The organism is Bradyrhizobium sp. 14AA (assembly GCF_054185205.1).
Genome location: NZ_JAVAYM010000047.1, coordinates 1 through 19265 on the forward strand (window position 1 = coordinate 1; position 19265 = coordinate 19265).

At 65.3% G+C, this 19265-nt stretch carries 17 protein-coding genes and 1 pseudogene; 6 read left to right on the forward strand and 12 right to left on the reverse strand.

What is annotated here, in order from left to right:
* From RAD15_RS41745 to sdhC, 10 genes and pseudogenes are all read right to left on the reverse strand, one after another.
* Positions 1-258: pseudogene (locus RAD15_RS41745) on the reverse strand (OmpA family protein); the annotation flags it as partial.
* Positions 259-444: 186 nt separating this feature from the next.
* Positions 445-687 carry a hypothetical protein gene (locus RAD15_RS41750; RefSeq protein ID WP_458184527.1) on the reverse strand — a complete coding sequence of 81 codons (243 nt, stop codon included), beginning with the start codon at positions 685-687 and terminating at the stop codon, positions 445-447.
* Between the two features lie 84 nt (positions 688-771).
* Positions 772-1158: a VOC family protein gene (locus tag RAD15_RS41755; protein WP_458184528.1), complete on the reverse strand. Its 387-nt coding sequence runs from the start codon at positions 1156-1158 to the stop codon at positions 772-774.
* A 24-nt stretch (positions 1159-1182) separates the two neighbouring features.
* Positions 1183-2007 (reverse strand): FkbM family methyltransferase, encoded by an 825-nt coding sequence (locus tag RAD15_RS41760; RefSeq protein ID WP_458184529.1) that lies wholly within the window; start codon positions 2005-2007, stop codon positions 1183-1185.
* A 229-nt stretch (positions 2008-2236) separates the two neighbouring features.
* Positions 2237-4189 (reverse strand): ABC transporter ATP-binding protein/permease, encoded by a 1953-nt coding sequence (locus RAD15_RS41765; RefSeq protein ID WP_458184530.1) that lies wholly within the window; start codon positions 4187-4189, stop codon positions 2237-2239.
* 53 nt (positions 4190-4242) lie between these two features.
* Entirely contained in the window at positions 4243-6396 is a 2154-nt protein-coding gene (locus RAD15_RS41770) for an ATP-binding protein (protein ID WP_458184531.1), read from the reverse strand.
* 187 nt (positions 6397-6583) lie between these two features.
* Entirely contained in the window at positions 6584-7366 is a 783-nt protein-coding gene (locus RAD15_RS41775) for a succinate dehydrogenase iron-sulfur subunit (RefSeq protein WP_458184532.1), read from the reverse strand.
* A gap of 42 nt (positions 7367-7408) precedes the next feature.
* Positions 7409-9244, reverse strand: coding sequence for a succinate dehydrogenase flavoprotein subunit (gene sdhA, locus RAD15_RS41780; protein ID WP_458184533.1), 1836 nt, complete (start codon positions 9242-9244; stop codon positions 7409-7411).
* Between the two features lie 3 nt (positions 9245-9247).
* Positions 9248-9652 (reverse strand): succinate dehydrogenase, hydrophobic membrane anchor protein, encoded by a 405-nt coding sequence (gene sdhD, locus RAD15_RS41785; RefSeq protein WP_458184534.1) that lies wholly within the window; start codon positions 9650-9652, stop codon positions 9248-9250.
* Positions 9649-10047 (reverse strand): succinate dehydrogenase, cytochrome b556 subunit, encoded by a 399-nt coding sequence (gene sdhC, locus RAD15_RS41790; protein ID WP_458184535.1) that lies wholly within the window; start codon positions 10045-10047, stop codon positions 9649-9651. Before sdhC ends, sdhD begins: the two co-directional genes overlap by 4 nt.
* A gap of 523 nt (positions 10048-10570) precedes the next feature.
* On the opposite strand from sdhC, the gene RAD15_RS41795 reads away from it, so the two are divergent.
* Entirely contained in the window at positions 10571-11431 is an 861-nt protein-coding gene (locus RAD15_RS41795) for a sulfite exporter TauE/SafE family protein (RefSeq protein WP_458184536.1), read from the forward strand.
* Positions 11432-11600: 169 nt separating this feature from the next.
* Here the strand turns inward: RAD15_RS41795 and RAD15_RS41800 are convergent, their stop codons facing one another.
* A complete protein-coding gene (locus RAD15_RS41800) occupies positions 11601-13130 on the reverse strand; it encodes a malonate--CoA ligase (RefSeq protein ID WP_458184537.1) in 1530 nt (509 codons plus the stop codon).
* A gap of 86 nt (positions 13131-13216) precedes the next feature.
* On the opposite strand from RAD15_RS41800, the gene RAD15_RS41805 reads away from it, so the two are divergent.
* The 4 genes from RAD15_RS41805 to RAD15_RS41820 all read left to right on the forward strand — a co-directional run bounded on the left by RAD15_RS41805 (position 13217) and on the right by RAD15_RS41820 (position 16636).
* On the forward strand, positions 13217-13978 hold the full coding sequence (locus RAD15_RS41805) for an SDR family oxidoreductase (protein WP_458184538.1): 762 nt from the start codon (positions 13217-13219) through the stop codon (positions 13976-13978).
* Between the two features lie 493 nt (positions 13979-14471).
* Positions 14472-15026, forward strand: a complete 555-nt coding sequence (locus RAD15_RS41810; protein ID WP_028139268.1) for a fasciclin domain-containing protein — start codon at positions 14472-14474, stop codon at positions 15024-15026.
* A 183-nt stretch (positions 15027-15209) separates the two neighbouring features.
* Positions 15210-15839, forward strand: coding sequence for a cytochrome b/b6 domain-containing protein (locus tag RAD15_RS41815; protein ID WP_458184539.1), 630 nt, complete (start codon positions 15210-15212; stop codon positions 15837-15839).
* A gap of 14 nt (positions 15840-15853) precedes the next feature.
* Complete coding sequence (locus RAD15_RS41820; protein WP_458184540.1) at positions 15854-16636, forward strand: molybdopterin-binding protein; 783 nt, start codon at positions 15854-15856, stop codon at positions 16634-16636.
* A 129-nt stretch (positions 16637-16765) separates the two neighbouring features.
* Here the strand turns inward: RAD15_RS41820 and RAD15_RS41825 are convergent, their stop codons facing one another.
* Positions 16766-17959, reverse strand: a complete 1194-nt coding sequence (locus tag RAD15_RS41825) for a YbfB/YjiJ family MFS transporter (protein ID WP_458184541.1) — start codon at positions 17957-17959, stop codon at positions 16766-16768.
* Between the two features lie 131 nt (positions 17960-18090).
* On the opposite strand from RAD15_RS41825, the gene leuB reads away from it, so the two are divergent.
* Positions 18091-19203, forward strand: coding sequence for a 3-isopropylmalate dehydrogenase (leuB, locus tag RAD15_RS41830; RefSeq protein WP_458184542.1), 1113 nt, complete (start codon positions 18091-18093; stop codon positions 19201-19203).
* Positions 19204-19265 lie beyond the last annotated feature (62 nt).

Genomic DNA, 19265 nt, shown 5'->3' on the forward strand with positions numbered 1-19265 from the left:
CGGTGCGGCAGCCGGCGGCGGCGCAGCGGGCGGGTGGGTCGGTGCTGCCGCGGGCGGCGGAGCGGCCGGACGCGCGGCAGGCGGCGGTCCCTTTGGCGCTTCCTTCGGAGGCTGCTTCGGTTTTCCGTCAGGGCCAGTCTCTTGGGGCTGGGCCTGTGCGATCACGAGCGGCGCGCTTTGCGCATGCGATGCGGAGCTTGCGAACTGCATCGCGGTGAGAGCCGTCGTGGCAAGCAGCACGAAACGTAGATTGATCATGGTGGTGAACTTCCCCGGAAGGTTCTTTGACGAAGTGTTGGGATGAACGGCTACGCGTTAGGCCGCATTGTGGCGGGCGAAGCGGTCGCAGTCCGATTTATTTCTGCATGCAAATCACCTGACTATGGTGACGTTCATTGCGCATTCAGACGCAGGTTGCAATCGCCTCACATGTGATCGTTCGCCTCACGTGCGATCCCGCGACGGCGTTGCGTCCGTCGCAGGGTTGGGCGTGCGCGGTCCGTCCGGACCGCGCGGTGGAATCTCTTCAGGCATGCGGCCCGGCAATTCGTCGGGCCGCGGTGGCGAGCCGGGCTCTCGCACCGGCGGTGTGATTTCAGGCTGCGGATTGCCCGGCGGAATTCCAGGTGGCGGCTCGGTGGGCGTGCCGGGCGTCGACGGCGGAATCTCGGGCGGCTCAATCGGCATCGGCATCATCGAGGTCAGTTGTCCAGAGAACGACAACGAGGATGCCGCGCCGAGGTTCCTCGTCGTGTCGTCGGAGAATGCGCCTTATTCGGGTGCGTGGCAGACGGCCTCGATGTTGTGGCCGTCGGGATCGCGCACGAACGCGCCGTAATAGTTTGGATGATAATGCGGGCGGATGCCGGGAGGTCCGTTGTCGCGGCCGCCGGCCGCGATCGCCGCCTTGTAGAACGCGTCGACCGTGGCGCGATTTTTCGCGAGAATCGCGACATGCACCGGCTTGTTCATGGCGCCTTCGCCGCCGATCCAGAAATCCGGCTTGCCGTCGGCACCGAAGCCGGCGGCCGGATCGTGGCCGGTCTGCTCCGCCGTGACTTCCATGATCAGGCTGTAGCCGAGCGGCGCCAGCGCCTTGGCGTAGAATGCCTTGGCGCGCTCATAGTCGGAGACCGAGAAGCCCAGATGGTCGATCATCGCAAACCTCCGTCGTTCGTCTTGTCAGCGCGACAGGAACGTATTGCTCCGTGTCTTGCGCACGATCGTAAAGCCGCGCGCGACCATGTCAGCAATACAATCCTGCTGCCATTCATTTTGTGACAGATGCTCGATCACGACCGCGCGCGGCCACAGCGATTGCGGCGCGTCGCGGAAGAAGCCGATCAGCACGCGGTCCTCAAAACCCTCGACGTCGATCTTGAGCGATTCGACTTGGCGGACGCCGGCCTCGTCGAGGATGCGCGTCAGCCGAAGCGACGGGACCTTGATGGCCTCCGCGCTCGCGGTGCCGGTGACGACATGCGTGGCGCCGAGATTGCCGCCGCCGCTCTCGATCATCAGCTCGCCGTCGCTGTCACCGGCTGCGGCCTGCACCAGGCGCACTTGGGCCGTCTTCGATGCGGCGTGGTTGAACGAGAGCCGGCCGAACGTCATCGGATGCGGCTCGATCGCGATCACCTTGCCTTGGGTGCCGACCTGCTGCGCCATCACCAGCGCAAAGGTGCCGACATTGGCGCCGACGTCGACGAACGTGCCGCCCGCTTGCGTGTGCTGGCGCAGGAAATCCAGCTCGTCGAGATTGTAGTCGGGGTTGAACAGCGCGCCGCGCTCGGTCGCGCTGCCCTGGTGATAGAAGCGGAACGAGGCGCCCTGATATTGCACGTCCACCGGGCCGCCGCGCAGCAGGTTCACCAGCCGCGACATCCAGGGCCGGAAGGCGCCGCGCTTCAGCCCCGACTGTTGTGCGAGGCGAATGATCGCAGCCTGCGCCGCGTTCGGCGCAAACGCGCCGAACGGCGCGGATGAAGGGGCGTTGTCGGGCGTCAAGCAGGCGATCCTCGTTGCAGGCGGCGCATGCATAGCCGGTTTTGCCGGGGACTCCAACGCTCGATCATCGGTGTCGTCCCGGGGCGCGAAGCGAACCCGGGACCCATAACCCCAGGGAGAAGTGCGACGCGAGATCCCCACTCCGAGTCTTCGTCAAACTGCTCCCTGTGGGTATGGGTCCCGGATCTGCGCTTCGCTTGTCCGGGACGACGGAGAGAGAGAGCGAGTCCTACGCCGCCTTGTTCGGAGCCTTGCGCTGGCGCAGGAAACGGCCGAGCAGTCTTCGCTTGCCCTTGCGCGGAATCAGGTCGATGTCGCTGACGAGCTTGGCGCCGCCCTTGCGCCGCTCCAGCACGATCTTGCGGCTGTGGAAGGCTTCGAGCTCGGCGCGGTGGGCGACGCTGACGATGGTCGCCTTCGGCAGCTCGTCGGTGACCATCTTCATCATCTTGTCCTGGCTCTTCTCGTCGAGCGCCGAGGTCGCTTCATCGAGCACGACGATGTCGGGGTTGTGCAGCAGGAGCCGCGCGAAGGCGAGGCGCTGCTTCTCGCCGCCTGACAGCGTCTGGTCCCAAGGTCCCTCTTCCGCGATCTTCTCCTTGAGATGGTCGAGGCCGACCTTGCGCAGGGCTTCGCCGATCTCCTCGACGGTCCAATCCTCTTCCGCGCCGGGATAGGCGACGGCGCGGCGCAACGAGCCGGATGGCACGTAGGGCCGCTGCGGCAGCATGAACAGTCGTCGGTCTGCATGGAAATTGACGCTGCCGCCGCCCCATGGCCAGAGCCCTGCGATGGCGCGCACCAGCGTGCTCTTGCCGGTGCCGGATTCGCCGGCGACCAGGAGGCGCTCGCCGGGCTCGATCACCACTTCCGTTTCACCGACGACGGCGGTGCCGTCGTCGAGCGTGACGGAGAGGTCGTTCAGCTCCAGCATGGCCTCGTTGCTGGTCTCGCCGCGCTTGATGCGGCCAAACCCGTCGCCCTGCTCGGCGCGTTCGAGACCGTCGAGCGACATCATCAGCGAGGCGATGCGGCGCGCGCAGGCGTTCCAGTCGGCAAGCCGCGGATAATTGTCGACCAGCCAGCCGAAGGCGCTCTGCACGATGGTGAAGGCGGAGGCGGCCTGCATCACCTGCCCCAGCGTCATGCTGCCGTCGAGGAATTTCGGTGCGCAGAGCAGAAGCGGCACGACCGGTGCAACGAGGCTGGAGCCCTGCGACACCAATGTGGTGCGCATGTGCTGTCCGGCGAGCCGCGCCCATTGCCGCAGCACGTTGGTGAAGTTGCGGTCGAGGCCGTCGCGCTCTTCTTCCTCGCCGCCGAGCAGTGCGATGCTCTCGCCGTTCTCGCGCACGCGCGTCAGCGTGTAGCGGAAATCGGCCTCGGCCTGGTTCTTGTCCTCGGAGACCTGCACGAACTGGCGGCCGATCACCAGGATCGAGCCGGAGGCGATCGCGGCATAGAGCATCGCGGCGATCACGAGGAAGCCGGGAATGGTGATGGTGGAGCCGCCAAGCGTGACGGTGAGCGCGCCGCCGATGGTCCAGAGCACGACGATGAAGGTCACGGCCGACAGCAATGCCGAGGTCACCCCGGCGAGGAAATCGACCGGCGAATCGGTCGCAACGCGCAAATCCTCCGCGATCCGGTATTCGGGATTCCCGTGGTCGCCGTCGACGAGATTGAGCTGGTAGTAGCGGCCATTCTTCAGCCAGCGCGTCAGCACGCTCGCCGTCAGCCAGGCCCGCCAGCGCCGCTGGATGCCCATGCGGCAAAACACCTGCGCGACGCCGAGTACGATGCTGCCGATCGCCAGCGGGAAGAATACCGCGGTGAGGTGGAAGACGGTGGCGGCCTCGCGCTTCTCGATGGCGTCGAAGATCGCGCGATTCCAGACATTGATGCCGTACTGGAAACCGACGGTCAGGACGATCAGCACGCCGAGGCCGATCGAGATCAGCCAGGCGAGGCGGTCGCCCTTGCCTCCCCAGAAGCCGCGCGCGCTGATCCAGAAGCGCGTCAGCAGATAATCCTTGCGGGCCTGCTCGGCCTCTTCGGGCGTCAGCTCGGGGTCAGGCTCGAGCACCTGCGGCGGCGGCGCGACCTCGTCGCCGTTCTCGCCCTTGGTCTCGACGATGGGCGGGGTCTTGCCCTGTTCGCGCTTTGCGCCCGGCTTGCTCATGGGCGGACAACGCGAAGGAAATCAACCGGTTCCCTTCGGTTCCCGGATGCCGGTCACTCGGTGGCACCGTCGCGCACCCGGCGCAGCCGTCCGGCCTCGTGGAGGACACGCGAAAGCTCCTCGATCGAATAGGGCTTTTGCACGAGCTCGAAGCCGGCGATCCCTTCCTGGGACAGCGCCTCGCTATAGCCGGTGGTCAGCACGACCGGCACGCCGATGCCGCGGTCGCGGATCGCCCGCGCGAGATCGAGCCCGGTCATGCCGGGCATCACCACGTCCGAGAACACGACGTCGAAGCGATCCGCGTCCACGACGAGTTCGGCAAGCGCATCGCTTGCATTGTCGACGAGCGTGATGCTGTAGCCGAGCTCGGTGAGGCCGTCGGCGGCAAAATTGGCAAGCTCGATATTGTCCTCGACCAACAGCACCGACATGCCGCTGCCGGCCACTGCCGGGGCCGTGTTCGGCGCCTGCCGCTGCGGCAGCAGGTCCGGCGGTACGCGCGGCAGATAGAGCGAGAAGGTGCTGCCGTGGCCCACCTCGCTGGTAACGGTCACCTCGCCGCCGGATTGCCGGGCGAAGCCGAACACCTGGGACAGGCCGAGACCGGTGCCGTGACCGATCTGCTTGGTGGTGAAGAACGGCTCGAAGATGCGCCCGAGCCGCGCGGCGGGAATGCCGATACCGGTATCGCTGACGGCAATGCGGATGAAGCCATGGTGACCCGAGGGCTGTCCGCCCGGGACGACGGCCAGCGTGTCCGGAACGGTCGTCGCGGCCTCGACGTTGAATGCGATCCTGCCCTTGCCCTGCATCGCATCGCGCGCGTTGGTCGCCATGTTGATCAGCGCCGTCTCGAACTGGCTGGCATCGGCGTTGACGAGGCACGGCTCGGCCGGCAGCCGCATGGTGATCTCGATCGCGGGGCCGAGCAACGTGGCGAGCATGTCGCGCAGCGACTGCACCCGCTCCCCGATGTCGAACACTTCCGGCTTCAGGGTCTGGCGCCGTGCGAAGGCGAGCAGCTGCGAGGTCAGCTTGGCCGCGCGCGCGACCGCGTCCGCGATGGCGGTGATGTAGCGCTGGCGCCGCTCCTCCGTCAGCTGCGGCCGGTTCAACAGATCGACCGAAGCCCGGATCACCGTCAGCAGATTGTTGAAGTCGTGTGCGACGCCGCCGGTGAGCTGCCCGAGCGCCTCCAGGCGCTGGCTGTGCTTGAGCGCGTCCTCGGCTTCGCGTCGCGCCGCGGCCTCGGCCTGCAGATGCTGGGTGCGCCGGATCGCCATCGCCAGCAGCAGGAAGAGGAGCGCGGTCGCGGGAAGGCCGAACACCAGATGCTGGCCCATGGTGGCAAGCCAGCGCGCGCGGATCGCCGAGGTCTCGAGCCCCGCGCTGATATAGATCGGATATTCGGCGACGCGCCGATAGCCGATGCGGCGCTCGATCCCGTCCGACGGCCAGGCGATGGTCATGAGGCCGTGCTCGGGGTGGGCGGCGATGTTCTGGCCAACGGGCCCGTTCGGATCGAGCCGAAGGTCGCGGTCGAGCCGGGGAAAATGCGCCAGCACCGCACCGTCGGTGCGCCCCATCGCGAAGAAGCTGCCGGGATCGGTGCCGATCCTGGCGTAGAAGCTCTCGAAATATTCGGGGAGGACCGAGGCCTGGATCACGCCGATGAAGCGGCCGTCATCGGAATCGCGGCGGCGGCTCACCCCGAAGAAGCGCGCGCCCTGATAGGGAGGGCGCGGCGTCAGGGCCATGCCGATGTAGGTGCCGATGGCCTGGTCGACATGGGCATAGAAGTAATCGCGGTCCGCGAAGCTCAGCTCCGGCGGCGGCGAGGCGAGGCTGTTGACCAGCGCTTTGCCGTCCGTATCGAAGATCCAGGCCGATTTGAGCTGCGGCAGCGAATCGGCCAGCCGCTTCAGGCGGCGGTGCAGCGCCGCCTCGCGCGCGCGGATGATGTCGTCGGCAAGGCCGCGCACCACCTCGTTGAGCTCGGCGATGCTGCGGTCGATGGTCTCGAACACCTTGAGCGCGTGCTCATGCGCGACATCGAGGGTGCGCTCGATCTCCCGGTCGGCGATGTCGTTTGTCGATGTGTAGGAGATCGTGGAGGCGAAGACGAACAGCGCAATCGGCAGCGCCAGGGATGCTGCCATCATCCACTGCAGCAGTTTCAGCGAATTGCGTTGCGAGCCCTGCACGGTCGCTCCGGTCCCAGACCGGAGAGCTTAGCTGAATTTCCCGCCGGGAAGGAAGCGGCTTATGGCCTAAACTGGGGGTTGTAATCCGCCGATTCGCCCGCACCGGCGATCGGGGGCGAATTTCACTCGAATTCGAGCCTGCCGCAGAATGCCCCGGCCGTCCCGGCCGGGGATCGCATGACAGCGCCTAGATCTGGCGCTCGATCATCTTGAGCTTGAGCTCGGCGATGGCTTCGGCCGGGTTGAGGCCCTTCGGGCACGCCTTGGCGCAGTTCATGATGGTGTGGCAGCGGTAGAGACGGAACGGGTCCTCGAGATTGTCGAGGCGCTCGCCGGTCGCCTCGTCGCGGGAATCCGAGACCCAGCGGTTGGCCTGGAGCAGCGCGGCGGGGCCGAGATAGCGCTCGCTGTTCCACCAATAGCTCGGGCACGAGGTCGAGCAGCAGGCGCAGAGGATGCACTCGTAGAGGCCGTCGAGCTTCTCGCGGTCCTCATGGCTCTGGCGCCATTCCTTCTGCGGCGTCGGCGAGGTCGTCTTCAGCCATGGCTCGACCGAGGCGTACTGCGCGTAGAAATTGGTGAGGTCGGGGACGAGGTCCTTCACGACAGGCTGGTGCGGCAGCGGATTGATCTTCACCGCGCCGTCCTTCACGTCGTGCATCGAGCGGGTGCAGGCGAGCGTGTTCTGGCCGTCGATGTTCATTGCGCAGGAGCCGCAGACGCCTTCGCGGCAGGAGCGGCGGAAGGTCAGCGACGGGTCGATGTTGTTCTTGATCCAGATCAGGCCGTCCAGCACCATCGGACCGCAATCATTGGTGTCGACGTAATAGGTGTCGACGCTCGGATTCTTGCCGTCGTCCGGGTTCCATCGATAGACGCGGAACTCGCGAACATCTGTCGCGCCCGCGGGCTTCGGCCAGGTCTTGCCGCCGGTGATCTTCGAGTTCTTCGGAAGTGCGAATTCAACCATTTCGATAAAGCTTTCGCTGTTCGCTCAGTACACGCGCGTCGTTTAGTAAACGCGAGCCTTGGGCGGGATGTACTGCACGTCGTTGGTCATGGTGTAGTCGTGAACCGGGCGGTACTCGATCTTGACCTTGCCGCTATCGTCCAGCCAGGCCAGCGTGTGCTTCATCCAGTTCTTGTCGTCGCGCGCGGAGAAGTCCTCGCGCGCATGCGCGCCGCGGCTCTCGGTGCGGTTGGCGGCCGAGTTCATCGTCACGACCGCCTGCGAGATCAGATTGTCGAATTCGAGCGTCTCGACGAGATCCGAATTCCACACCAGCGAGCGGTCGGACACGGCGATGTCGGTGATGCCGCTGTGGACCTTCTGGATCAGGTTCTGGCCTTCGCTCAGCACTTCGCCGGTACGGAACACCGCGCAATTGGTCTGCATCACGTGCTGCATGCCTTCGCGCAGCTTCGCGGTCGGCGTGCCGCCGGAGGCGTAGCGGTAATGGTCGAGGCGGCCGAGCGCGAGCTCGGCCGAGTTCGCCGGCAGCTCGGGCTGTTCGGCGTTCGGCGTCAGCTTCTCGGCCAGCCGCAGCGCGGCGGCGCGGCCGAACACCACGAGGTCGATCAGCGAGTTGGAGCCGAGGCGGTTGGCGCCGTGCACGGAGACGCAGGCGGCTTCGCCGATCGCCATCAGGCCGGGGATGATGGCGTTGTCGTCGCCGTCCTTCTTAGTCAGCACCTCGCCGTGATAGTTCGTGGGGATGCCGCCCATGTTGTAGTGCACGGTCGGCACGATCGGGATCGGCTCGCGCGTCACGTCGACATTGGCGAAGATCTTCGCGGATTCGGAGATGCCCGGCAGGCGCTCGGCGAGCACGGCGGGATCGAGATGGTCGAGATGCAGGAAGATGTGGTCCTTCTTCTTGCCAACGCCGCGGCCTTCGCGGATCTCGATGGTCATCGCGCGCGAGACGACGTCGCGCGAGGCCAGATCCTTTGCAGACGGCGCATAGCGCTCCATGAAGCGCTCGCCCTCGGAATTGACGAGATAGCCGCCTTCGCCGCGGGCGCCTTCGGTGACGAGGCAGCCCGAGCCGTAGATGCCGGTCGGGTGGAACTGCACGAACTCCATGTCCTGCATCGGCAGGCCGGCACGCAGCACCATGCCGCCGCCGTCACCGGTGCAGGTGTGCGCCGAGGTGCAGGAGGCGTAGGCGCGGCCGTAGCCGCCGGTCGCGAGGATCACGGTCTGGGCGCGGAAGCGATGCAGCGTGCCGTCGTCGAGCTTGAGCGCGATGACGCCGCGGCAGGTGCCCTGGTCGTCCATGATCAGGTCGATGGCGAAGAACTCGATGAAGAACTCGGCCGCGTGGCGCAGCGACTGGCCGTACATCGTGTGCAGCATGGCGTGACCGGTGCGGTCGGCTGCGGCGCAGGTGCGCTGCGCCTGGCCCTTGCCGTAGTCCATGGTCATGCCGCCGAACGGACGCTGGTAGATCTTGCCGTCCTCGGTGCGCGAGAACGGCACGCCCCAATGCTCGAGCTCGTAGACCGCGTCGGGTGCGTTGCGCACCATGTATTCGATCGCGTCCTGGTCGCCGAGCCAGTCCGACCCCTTCACGGTGTCGTACATGTGCCAGCGCCAGTCGTCCTTGTGCATGTTGCCGAGCGAGGCGGAGATGCCGCCCTGCGCCGCGACCGTGTGCGAGCGGGTCGGGAAAACCTTGGTGATGCAGGCGGTGCGAAGACCCGCCTCGCTGCAGCCGACCACGGCGCGCAGGCCCGCGCCGCCGGCGCCGACCACGACGACGTCATAGGTGTGGTCTTCGATCGGGTAGGCTTTGCCGTTGGTGGCGGGAGCGCCGTTGCCCTTGCCATTCGTCTCGTTGGCCATGGGTTACACTCCGGATGACAGTTGGAGGATCGCGTAGATCGAGGCGAGCGCCACGGCGATCGAGAAGAAATTGTTGAGCATGATCGCGGTGAGCTTCAGCTTCTCGTTGTGGACGTAGTCCTCGATCACGACCTGCATGCCGATCTTCATGTGCCACGCGCTGGCAACGATGAAGAGCACCATGATGATGGCAATCGGCAGCGAGCCGAGGATCTGCTTGGCGCCGGCCTGGTTGCGGCCGAGCAGCATCATGATGACGACGATCACCGGGATCATCAGCAACACCATCGCCACCGCACTGACGCGCTGGCGCCAGAAGTCGCCGGTGCCGGAATGCGCTGCGCCGAGATTGCGGACGCGGCCGAGCGGGGTGCGCATGCTGCGCTTGGGCGTACCGGTCGCGCTCATCGTCCGCCTCCGATCGCATAGGCGATGATCCAGATCAGCACCGTCAGCGCGATGCCGCCGATCAGCGCCCCCCAGGTCAACGCTTCGCGCTCATTGGCCTTGAAGCCGTAGCCGAGGTCCCAGACGAAATGCCGGATGCCGCTCAGCATATGGTGCATCAGCGCCCATGTGTAGCCGAACACGATCAGCCGGCCGATGATGCTGCCGGTGAAGGCCAGGACGTGGGCATAGGCGGCCGGGCCGGAGGCCGCCGCGATCAGCCACCAGGCCAGCAGCAGGGTTCCGACGTAGAGGGCAATACCGGTGGCGCGATGGACGATGGACAGCGCCATCGTCAACGTCCAGCGGTAGACTTGCATGTGTGGTGAAAGGGGTCGTTCGATCCGTGCGGTCATGGGCTTTGATGTTGTGTGGCGGCCCTTGAGGGCGCGCGCGGGGATCGCGAAAGGTCGGCTCTATTTACGGAGTCGATTTCGCCTGCGCAATCACCAAATCGCCATAAATCGAACCTGGGTTCAGCTCTAGGGCCTTGATGAAACAAGGCCAATCAGGGGCTTGGTATACCAGGCGGGTGGCGCGCCGCCCAAAGACGGAACAAAAATTCACCTCTTGGAGTGACCGCTGAGGCGCATTGAAATCACTATTGGAACGGCTCTAACGCGCCTTGCGCAGCCTGGGGTTCGAACCAGTCAGTTCACGATGCCAAGGGGCCGCTTGGGCGGCTGACGAGGCATCAGCAACTGCCGTCACGCGCACCGATTTTTCGCATCGCGGGCGGATATGCGCAGCCTGCATTCCACCCAAGACAGGAGACGACGCTGTCGACCGTCCAAATCAGATCGCTTAGAGCTTGGCCTGCAGCCAACTCCGAGCGCACGTCTCGGAGAGGCTGCGACCAGTCGCCGGGGCAGGTCAGGGGTGATTGCAGGTCTTGATATCAAGGAGATCGTCGAGCTCGCGCTGCTGCTGATCGCAACCGGCGCGCTCTCGGGATTTCTGGCCGGCGTGTTCGGCATCGGCGGCGGCGCGATTCTGGTGCCGGTGTTCTACGAATGCTTTCGTATCGCCGGCGTGCCGCTCGAGGTGCGCATGCCGCTTTGCATCGGCACCTCGCTCGCGGTGATCATCCCGACCTCGATCCGTTCGTTCCAGGCGCATTACAAGCGCGGCGCCGTTGATATGAGCATCCTGCGGGTCTGGTGGCTGCCGATCGTGATCGGCGTCGTCGCCGGCAGCGTGATCGCGCGCTTTGCGCCGGAGCGGCTGTTCAAGATCGTGTTCGTCTGCGTCGCCTGGTCGGCCGCAGCGCGTCTCATCCTCGCACGCGAAGGCTGGAAGTTCGGCGACGATCTGCCGAAAGGGCCGCTGATGCGCGTCTACGGTTTCTGCGTCGGCATCCTGTCGACCCTGATGGGCATCGGCGGCGGCCTGTTCTCGAATTTGCTGATGACGTTCTACGGGCGGCCGATCCACCAGGCGGTCGCGACCTCGTCGGCCCTCGCGGTCTTGATCTCGATCCCCGGCGCGCTCGGTTACATCTATGCCGGCTGGCCTGCGGCAGGGAACTATCCCGCCGTCGCGGCGCTGCAAACCCCGTTCGCGCTCGGCTATGTCTCGCTGATCGGCGCCGTGCTGGTGATGCCGATGAGCCTCGTCACCGCGCCGCTCGGCGTGAGAGCCGCGCACGCGATGTCGAAGCGGACGCTGGAAGTGGCGTTCGGGTGCTATCTATTTATCGTCGGCAGCCGGTTCGTGATGAGCTTGGTGGGCGGGCAGTGACAGGTTTGGTGCACGCGCGTCGGACACTCTCAGCATCGTAGGGTGGGTTAGCCCTGCGATTGCGCAAAGCGCAATCGCTCGGCGTAACCCACCACTTCTGTCACCGCGGAGATCAAAGCGGTGGGTTACGCCTTCGGCTAACCCACCCTACGAACCGCGTGCTCCAATCCTACTTCTTCGCGTAAATATCCTTGTACGTATCTCGCAGCACGTTCTTCTGCACCTTGCCCATCGTATTGCGCGGCAGCTCGTCGACGACGAAGACGCGTTTGGGCATCTTGAACTTTGCCAGCCGGCCGTCGAGCGCCTTCAGCACCGAGGCTTCGCTGACGTCGGCGCCCTTGTTGCAGACGAGAACCGCCGTGACGCCCTCGCCGAAATCGGCATGCGGCACGCCGATCACGGCGGATTCGACCACGCCCGGCATGGCGTCGATCTCGCTCTCGATTTCCTTGGGGTAGACGTTGAAGCCGCCGGAGATCACGAGATCCTTGCCGCGGCCGAGGATGTGGACGTAGCCCTTGTCGTCGATCTTGCCGAGATCGCCGGTGATGAAGAAGCCGTCGGGCCGGAATTCGGACTTGGTCTTCTCCGGCATGCGCCAATAGCCCTTGAAGACGTTCGGGCCCTTCACCTCGATCATGCCGATCTGCTCGTGCGCCAGCTCCTTGCCCGTCTCGGGGTCGGTGACGCGCACGGCGACGCCGGGGAGCGGGAAGCCGACCGCGCCGGGGACACGCTCGCCGTCATAGGGATTCGACGTGTTCATGTTGGTTTCGGTCATGCCGTAGCGCTCGAGCACCGCGTGGCCCGTGCGCGCCGACCATTCGCGATGGGTCTCGGCGAGCAGCGGTGCCGAGCCCGAGATGAACAGCCGCATGCGCTTTGTGGTCTCGCGCGACAGCGCGGCGTTCTGCAGCAGGCGGGTATAGAACGTCGGCACGCCCATCAGCACCGTGGCGCGCGCCATCAGCTTGATGATGAGATCAGGATCAAGCTTCGGCAGGAAGATCATCGACGCGCGTGAGAACAGCGTCACGTTGGTCGCCACGAACAGGCCGTGGGTGTGATAGATCGGCAGCGCGTGGATCAGCACGTCCTTGTCGGTGAAGCGCCAGTAGCCGACGAGCGAGAGCGAATTCGACGCCAGATTGTCGTGCGTCAGCATCGCGCCTTTGGAGCGCCCCGTGGTGCCCGAGGTGTAGAGGATCGCGGCGAGATCGTCGTTGGCGCGCGAGACCGTCGCGAATGCGCTGCTGGCCTTGTCGGCGGCTTCCGTCAGCGAGCCCTTGCCGTCGGGCCCGAGCGTCTCGACCTCAGCTTTCACCTTGGCGGCGATCGGGGCGAGGCCTTCCGCCTTGGAAGGATCGCAGACCACGAGCGACGGCTCGGCGTCGCCGATGAAGTAGTCGAGCTCGTTCAGCGTATAGGCGGTGTTGAGCGGCAGATAGACCGCGCCGGCCCGCACGGTCGCCAGGTACAGCACGATGTTGGCGACGGATTTCTCCACCTGCACCGCGACGCGGTCACCGGGCTTCACGCCGCGCGCCACCAGCACGTTTGCCATCTGCCCGGCCCGCGCGATCAGATCGCCATAGCTGATATGGGCGCCATCCTGCGTCTCGATCGCGAGGCGCTTGGGATCGTCGAGGCCGTCGAACAGGCGGGAGAACAGGTTGGCGTTGGCAGCTTGGTTCATGCAACATTCCTCGCCGGCGAAGGCCGGTCAAAACCGAGGGCTGGATTAGCAAAAACCGCCCCGATGAAGCAACGGAGACAGTTTGCATGACAAAAAACGGGAAACGCGTGGCCTGGGTGACGGGCGGCGGCAGCGGGATCGGGGAGGCCGGCGCCGAGGCGTTGGCGGCCGACGGCTGGATAGTCGTGGTCTCGGGCCGGCGGCAGTCAGCCCTGGATACCGTGGTTGCGAAGATCACCGGGGCGGGCGGGGCGGCTGAGGCCCTTGCGCTGGACGTCTCGGTCGCCGCCGACGCCCAGACAGCGGCCGATCGGATCGTGGCGAAGCACGGCCGCATCGACCTGCTCGTGAACAATGCCGGCATCAACGTCCCCAAGCGCAGCTGGAAGGACATGGAACTGGAGGGCTGGGACAGGCTGGTCCAGGTCAATCTCAACGGCGTGCTCTATTGCATGCGCGCGGTGCTGCCGACGATGCGCAAGCAGCAGGATGGTTCGATCATCAACGTCTCGTCCTGGGCCGGCCGCCACGTCTCGAAGATGCCGGGCCCGGCCTACACCACGACCAAGCACGCGGTGCTGGCGCTGACCCATTCCTTCAACATGGACGAATGCGTCAACGGCCTGCGCGCCTGCTGCCTGATGCCGGGCGAGGTGGCGACGCCGATCCTGAAATTGCGCCCGGTGGTGCCGAGCGAGGAGGAGCAGGCGCGGATGCTGCAGTCCGAGGATCTCGGCCGCACCATCGCCTTCATCGCCAGCATGCCCGCGCGCGTCTGCATCAACGAACTGCTGATCAGCCCGACGCACAATCGCGGATTCATTCAAACGCCGACGAACAGGGATTAGTGCGGGCACACCGCCGCAACACGCACACTGCCGTAGGGTGGGCAAAGCGAAGCGTGCCCACCACTCGTCATTGCGGAGAGAGATGGTGGGCACGGCGCTTCGCGCCTTTGCCCACCCTACGCGGCGGCACCTCGCTCCTTCTTCCATCGTCGTCCTGGATAAGCGGAGCGCAGATCCAGGACCCATTACCCCAGGGAATAGTTTGGCGAAGACCCGGAGTCACCGCCTCGCGATACGGCTTCTCCCTGGGGTAATGGGTCCTGGCTTTCGCCAGGACGACGGCGGAATGTGTAGCGCGCTCGCGCATCACACGGCCATCCCCCCGCATAGTTTCACGCATCACAAAGAATTTTTCCGCGAAACCGCATCGCAAACCGTCCCGTAGTTCGGCCAACGACGGCGCTGCTGCTTCACGCCAACAGGTCGCAGCCGCCGTTGTTGCCCAACTCAAACACCGGCCACCGCCGGTCACCATTCAATCGGGAGACTCTCCATGTCGAAGCGTATTGCCTATCTCGCTGCCGCTGCCTTCAGCGCCCTCGCCATCACCGCGACCGTCGTTGCACCTGTCCGCGCCGAGGAAAAGACTGTCATGGTCGGCGGCGCCGCGATGTTCCCGTCCAAGAACATCGTCCAGAACGCCGTCAACTCGAAGGACCACACCACGCTGGTTGCTGCGGTGAAAGCGGCCGGTCTCGTGCCGACGCTGGAAGGCAAGGGCCCGTTCACGGTGTTCGCGCCGACCAACGCCGCCTTCGGCAAGCTGCCGGCCGGCACCGTCGACAATCTGGTCAAGCCCGAGAACAAGGCGACGCTGACCAAGATCCTCACCTACCATGTCGTGCCCGGCAAGCTCGAGGCCTCCGACCTCACCGAGGGCAAGAAGCTGAAGACAGCCGAGGGCGAGGAACTGACGGTGAAGAAGATGGACGGCAAGACCTGGATCGTCGACGCCAAGGGCGGCACCTCGATGGTGACGATCTCCAACGTCAACCAGTCGAACGGCGTCATCCATGTGGTCGACACCGTGCTGATGCCGGCGACGTAACACCGCGCACCCCTGTTTCATCCCCCGGACAGGATGCGACGAAACGGCGAGCCGGGGGTGCCCGGCTCGCTTTATTGTGACCGCCATAGCCTGACGACATCGATTCGATGCCGGACGGGGCGTAACGAAAGCGGACGCATCGGCGTATATTCGGTGTCACACGACGTTCAGGACGGAACCATCATGGCGAGCCTCACAGTCACCGACGAGCAGGTCAGGGCCACCCCGGCCAAAGTGATCCAGCCGGCCTGGGTCCGGGTGATGCACTGGGTCAATGCGCTGGCCATGATCCTGATGATCCTGTCGGGCTGGCAGATCTACAACGCCTCGCCGCTGTTCGGCTTCAGTTTTCCGCGCGACTACACGCTGGGTGGCTGGCTCGGCGGCGGCCTGCTCTGGCACTTTGCAGCGATGTGGCTGTTGATGCTCAACGGCCTTGCCTATCTCGTCACCGGTTTTGCCACCGGCCGGTTCGCTAAGAAACTGCTGCCGATCACCCCGTCAGGCGTGCTCCACGACGTCAGGGCGGCCCTGACCTTCAAGCTCGGCCATGACGACCTCACCGTCTACAATTACGTGCAGCGCGTGCTCTACGCCGGCATCATCGTGGTCGGCGTGCTGATCGTGCTCACGGGGCTGGGGATGTGGAAGCCGGTGCAGCTGCATTGGCTGGTCATGCTGTTCGGCGACTACCCGACCGCGCGCTACATCCACTTCTTCTGCATGGCCGCGATCTGCGCCTTCCTCGTCATTCACGTTCTGCTCGCGCTGCTGGTGCCGAAGAGCCTGCGCGCGATGATCATTGGCCGCTGATTAGGAGAACCATCATGGCCAAGCGCTCATTCCTGATCCCCGGCGTCGACAAGCGGCTGCTGATCAAGGACTCCATCAAGACGATGCCTGATGTCACCCGCCGCCGCTTCATTGCGGGTGGCGCCAGCCTCGGCGCGTTGACGCTGCTCACCGGTTGCGACGTGATCGACTCGTCCTCCGCCGAGGAGATGCTGAAGAGCGTCTCGAAGTTCAACGATGCCGTGCAGGCCTTCATCTTCAATCCCGACGCGCTGGCGCCGACCTTTCCCGAGAGCGCGATTACAAAACCGTTCCCGTTCAACGCCTATTACGATCTCGACGATGCGCCCGACGTCGACGGCGCCGACTGGAAGCTCGAGGTGCGCGGTCTCGTCGACAACAAGAAGTCATGGACGCTCCCTGAATTGTACAAGCTCCCGCAGGTCACGCAGATCACCCGCCACATCTGCGTCGAGGGCTGGAGCGCGATCGGCAGCTGGACCGGCACGCCCTTGCGCGATTTCTTAAAACTGATCGGCGCCGACACGCGCGCGAAATACGTCTGGTTCCAATGCGCCGACAAGGACGGCTACAACTCGCCGCTCGACATGCGCAGCGCCCTGCATCCGCAGACCCAGATGACGTTCAAATACGCGAACGAGATTCTGCCGCGTGCCTACGGCTTCCCGATGAAGATCCGCGTGCCGACAAAACTCGGCTTCAAGAACCCGAAATACGTGGTCTCGATGGAAGTCACGAACGACTACAAGGGCGGCTACTGGGAAGACCAGGGGTACAATTCGTTCAGCGGGAGTTAGGCACGCTGCCGTAGGGTGGGTTAGCTTTGCGGATGCGCAAAGCGCAGTCCGCAAAGCTAACCCACCTCTTTGGTTTCCGCAGTGACAGAAGTGGTGGGTTACGCCTACGGCTAACCCACCCTACGGCACCTATTGCCTGGCGGGCCCCACCTTCCTTTGGCACAACGCCGCCACCGCCCCCAGCGCCAGCAGCGCCGCCGACACGTTCAGCGCGTAGCTCAGGCTCCCCAGCGCATCCGTGATGGCGCCGACCACGATCGGGCCGAGCGTCTGGCCGACGCCGAACGAGATCGTCATCGCCGCGATCGCGGTCGGCCACGTCTCGGGCGGATAGTTGAAGCGGACGAAAGCGGTGGTCGAGCCGACCACGGCGAAGAAGGCGACGCCGAACACGACGGCTGAGACGGCGAGCCAAGCCGGCGAATGCCCCAGCATCGGCAAGGCCGCGCCCAACGCGTTGGTACCGAGGATGATCGCGGTGGCCAATCCGCCGCGGTCGAGCGCCAGCACGCCGCGCCAGGCCCAGGGCGTGACGAAAGCGCTGAGGCCGATCAGGCTCCAGAACGCGGCCTGCGCCGCGGCCCCGCCGCCGCCGTCGCGCACATAGGCGATCATGAAGGTCATGTAGGCGATGTAGCCCGCGCCGAACAGGAAATAGCCGGCGAGATAGATCAGCACGGGGAGAATCGCGAAGGCGGCGTGGCTGCCTTCCGTGAACCGTGCGGCGCTCTCGATGCGGATCAGGAACAGCGGGATCGTCATCGCGACGGACAGCAGTGTCAGCGCCCACCAGACGATCCACCACGAGCCCGGCCCGAAATATTGCAGCGTGAACGGGGCGATCAGCCCCGAGGCGAGGATGCCGATGCCGGGGCCGGCATAGAACAGGCTGAGCAGGAAATTGGCCCGCGCGGGCTGCGACTGCGCGATGGTCGCGGCCAGCGCGCCGCCGGCAACGAAGCCGGCCGCGGCCCCCAGTCCCAGCACGAGGCGCGCCAGGCTCAGCGCGACGAAATTGCCCGTCAGCGCGCAGGTGGCGAGTGCGGCGACGCAGGCCAGGGTTCCACCTCGGATCGCCGCCGACCAGCCGACGCGCTGGATCAGCCGGGACGCCACCAGCGCGCCCACGAGATAGCCGACGGCGTTGATGGTGTTCATGAAACCGGCCGCCGAGTAGGACCAGCCGAGGGTCTCCCGCATATCCGGCAGTACCAGCGCATAGGCAAAGCGGCCGATGCCGAGCCCGACCGTTGCCGCCAGCGACAGGGTCAGGATCAGCCGCGCGGGGTGCGCGTCGGGCAGGGGGCGGTCAGGTGCGTGCAAGGGGTACTCCGGCCTGCGCAGTGTGGCAGGCCCCGACGGACTTGCACAGCCGCGCCGCGGCAATGGTGTCTTGCCAAGCGCGCAACGCCGCTCTAGCACTCCGGCCGAATTCGATCTGAGAGGAAACGACCATGGCGACCCACAAACTGCTGCTGCTCCCCGGCGACGGTATCGGCCCCGAGGTGATGGGCGAGGTGAAGCGGCTGATCGACTGGCTCAATTCGGCCGGGATCGCCAAGTTCGAGACCGACACCGGGCTCGTCGGCGGCTCCGCCTTTGACGCGCACAAGGTGTCGATCTCCGAAGGCGACATGGTCAAGGCCAAAGACGCCGACGCGATCATCTTCGGCGCGGTCGGCGGTCCCAAGTGGGACGCGGTGCCCTACGAGGTGCGCCCCGAAGCCGGCCTGCTGCGCCTGCGCAAGGATCTCGGCCTGTTCGCCAACCTGCGTCCGGCCGTGTGCTACCCGGCGCTGGCGGACGCCTCCAGCCTGAAGCGCGATGCGATCGAAGGCCTCGACATCGTCATCGTGCGCGAGCTCACCGGCGGCGTCTATTTCGGCGAGCCCAAGACCATCACCGATCTCGGCAACGGCCAGAAGCGCGCCATCGACACCCAGGTCTACGACACCTATGAGATCGAGCGCATCGGCCGTGTCGCCTTCGAGCTTGCCAAGAAGCGCAAGAACAAGGTGACCTCGATGGAGAAGCGCAACGTCATGAAGTCGGGCGTGCTCTGGAACGAGGTCATGACCCAGGTCCACAAGCGCGAATACCCGGATGTCACGCTCGAGCATCAGCTCGCCGATTCCGGCGGCATGATGCTGGTGAAATGGCCGAAGCAGTTCGACGTCATCGTCACAGACAATCTGTTCGGCGACATGCTCTCCGACATCGCGGCGATGCTGACGGGCTCGCTCGGCATGCTGCCCTCGGCCTCGCTCGGCGAGGTCGATGTGAAGAGCAAGAAGCGCAAGGCGCTGTACGAGCCCGTGCACGGCTCGGCGCCCGACATTGCCGGCAAGGGCCTCGCCAATCCCATTGCGATGATCTCGTCGTTCGGCATGGCGCTGCGCTATTCCTTCGACATGGGTGCGCTCGCCGACAAGGTCGATGCCGCGATCGCCGCGGTGCTGGCCAGCGGCCTGCGTACCGCCGACATCAAGTCGGAAGGCACCACTTCCGCCTCGACCACGCAGATGGGCGAAGCGATTTTGAAGGAATTGCAGAAGCTGCACGCGTAACGGCGGGCGTTGTCATTCCGGGATGGTCCGAAGGACCAGACCCGGAATCTCGAGATTCCGGG

What these genes read in the sequence shown, in the direction of transcription:
- RAD15_RS41750 (WP_458184527.1), bottom strand. Translation starts at nt 687, where the DNA reads ATGCCGATTGAGCCGCCCGAGATTCCGCCGTCGACGCCCGGCACGCCC.
- RAD15_RS41755 (WP_458184528.1), bottom strand. Translation starts at nt 1,158, where the DNA reads ATGATCGACCATCTGGGCTTCTCGGTCTCCGACTATGAGCGCGCCAAG.
- RAD15_RS41765 (WP_458184530.1), bottom strand. Translation starts at nt 4,189, where the DNA reads ATGAGCAAGCCGGGCGCAAAGCGCGAACAGGGCAAGACCCCGCCCATC.
- RAD15_RS41775 (WP_458184532.1), bottom strand. Translation starts at nt 7,366, where the DNA reads ATGGTTGAATTCGCACTTCCGAAGAACTCGAAGATCACCGGCGGCAAG.
- sdhA (WP_458184533.1), bottom strand. Translation starts at nt 9,244, where the DNA reads ATGGCCAACGAGACGAATGGCAAGGGCAACGGCGCTCCCGCCACCAAC.
- sdhD (WP_458184534.1), bottom strand. Translation starts at nt 9,652, where the DNA reads ATGAGCGCGACCGGTACGCCCAAGCGCAGCATGCGCACCCCGCTCGGC.
- sdhC (WP_458184535.1), bottom strand. Translation starts at nt 10,047, where the DNA reads ATGACCGCACGGATCGAACGACCCCTTTCACCACACATGCAAGTCTAC.
- RAD15_RS41800 (WP_458184537.1), bottom strand. Translation starts at nt 13,130, where the DNA reads ATGAACCAAGCTGCCAACGCCAACCTGTTCTCCCGCCTGTTCGACGGC.
- RAD15_RS41805 (WP_458184538.1), top strand. Translation starts at nt 13,217, where the DNA reads ATGACAAAAAACGGGAAACGCGTGGCCTGGGTGACGGGCGGCGGCAGC.
- RAD15_RS41810 (WP_028139268.1), top strand. Translation starts at nt 14,472, where the DNA reads ATGTCGAAGCGTATTGCCTATCTCGCTGCCGCTGCCTTCAGCGCCCTC.
- RAD15_RS41815 (WP_458184539.1), top strand. Translation starts at nt 15,210, where the DNA reads ATGGCGAGCCTCACAGTCACCGACGAGCAGGTCAGGGCCACCCCGGCC.
- RAD15_RS41820 (WP_458184540.1), top strand. Translation starts at nt 15,854, where the DNA reads ATGGCCAAGCGCTCATTCCTGATCCCCGGCGTCGACAAGCGGCTGCTG.
- leuB (WP_458184542.1), top strand. Translation starts at nt 18,091, where the DNA reads ATGGCGACCCACAAACTGCTGCTGCTCCCCGGCGACGGTATCGGCCCC.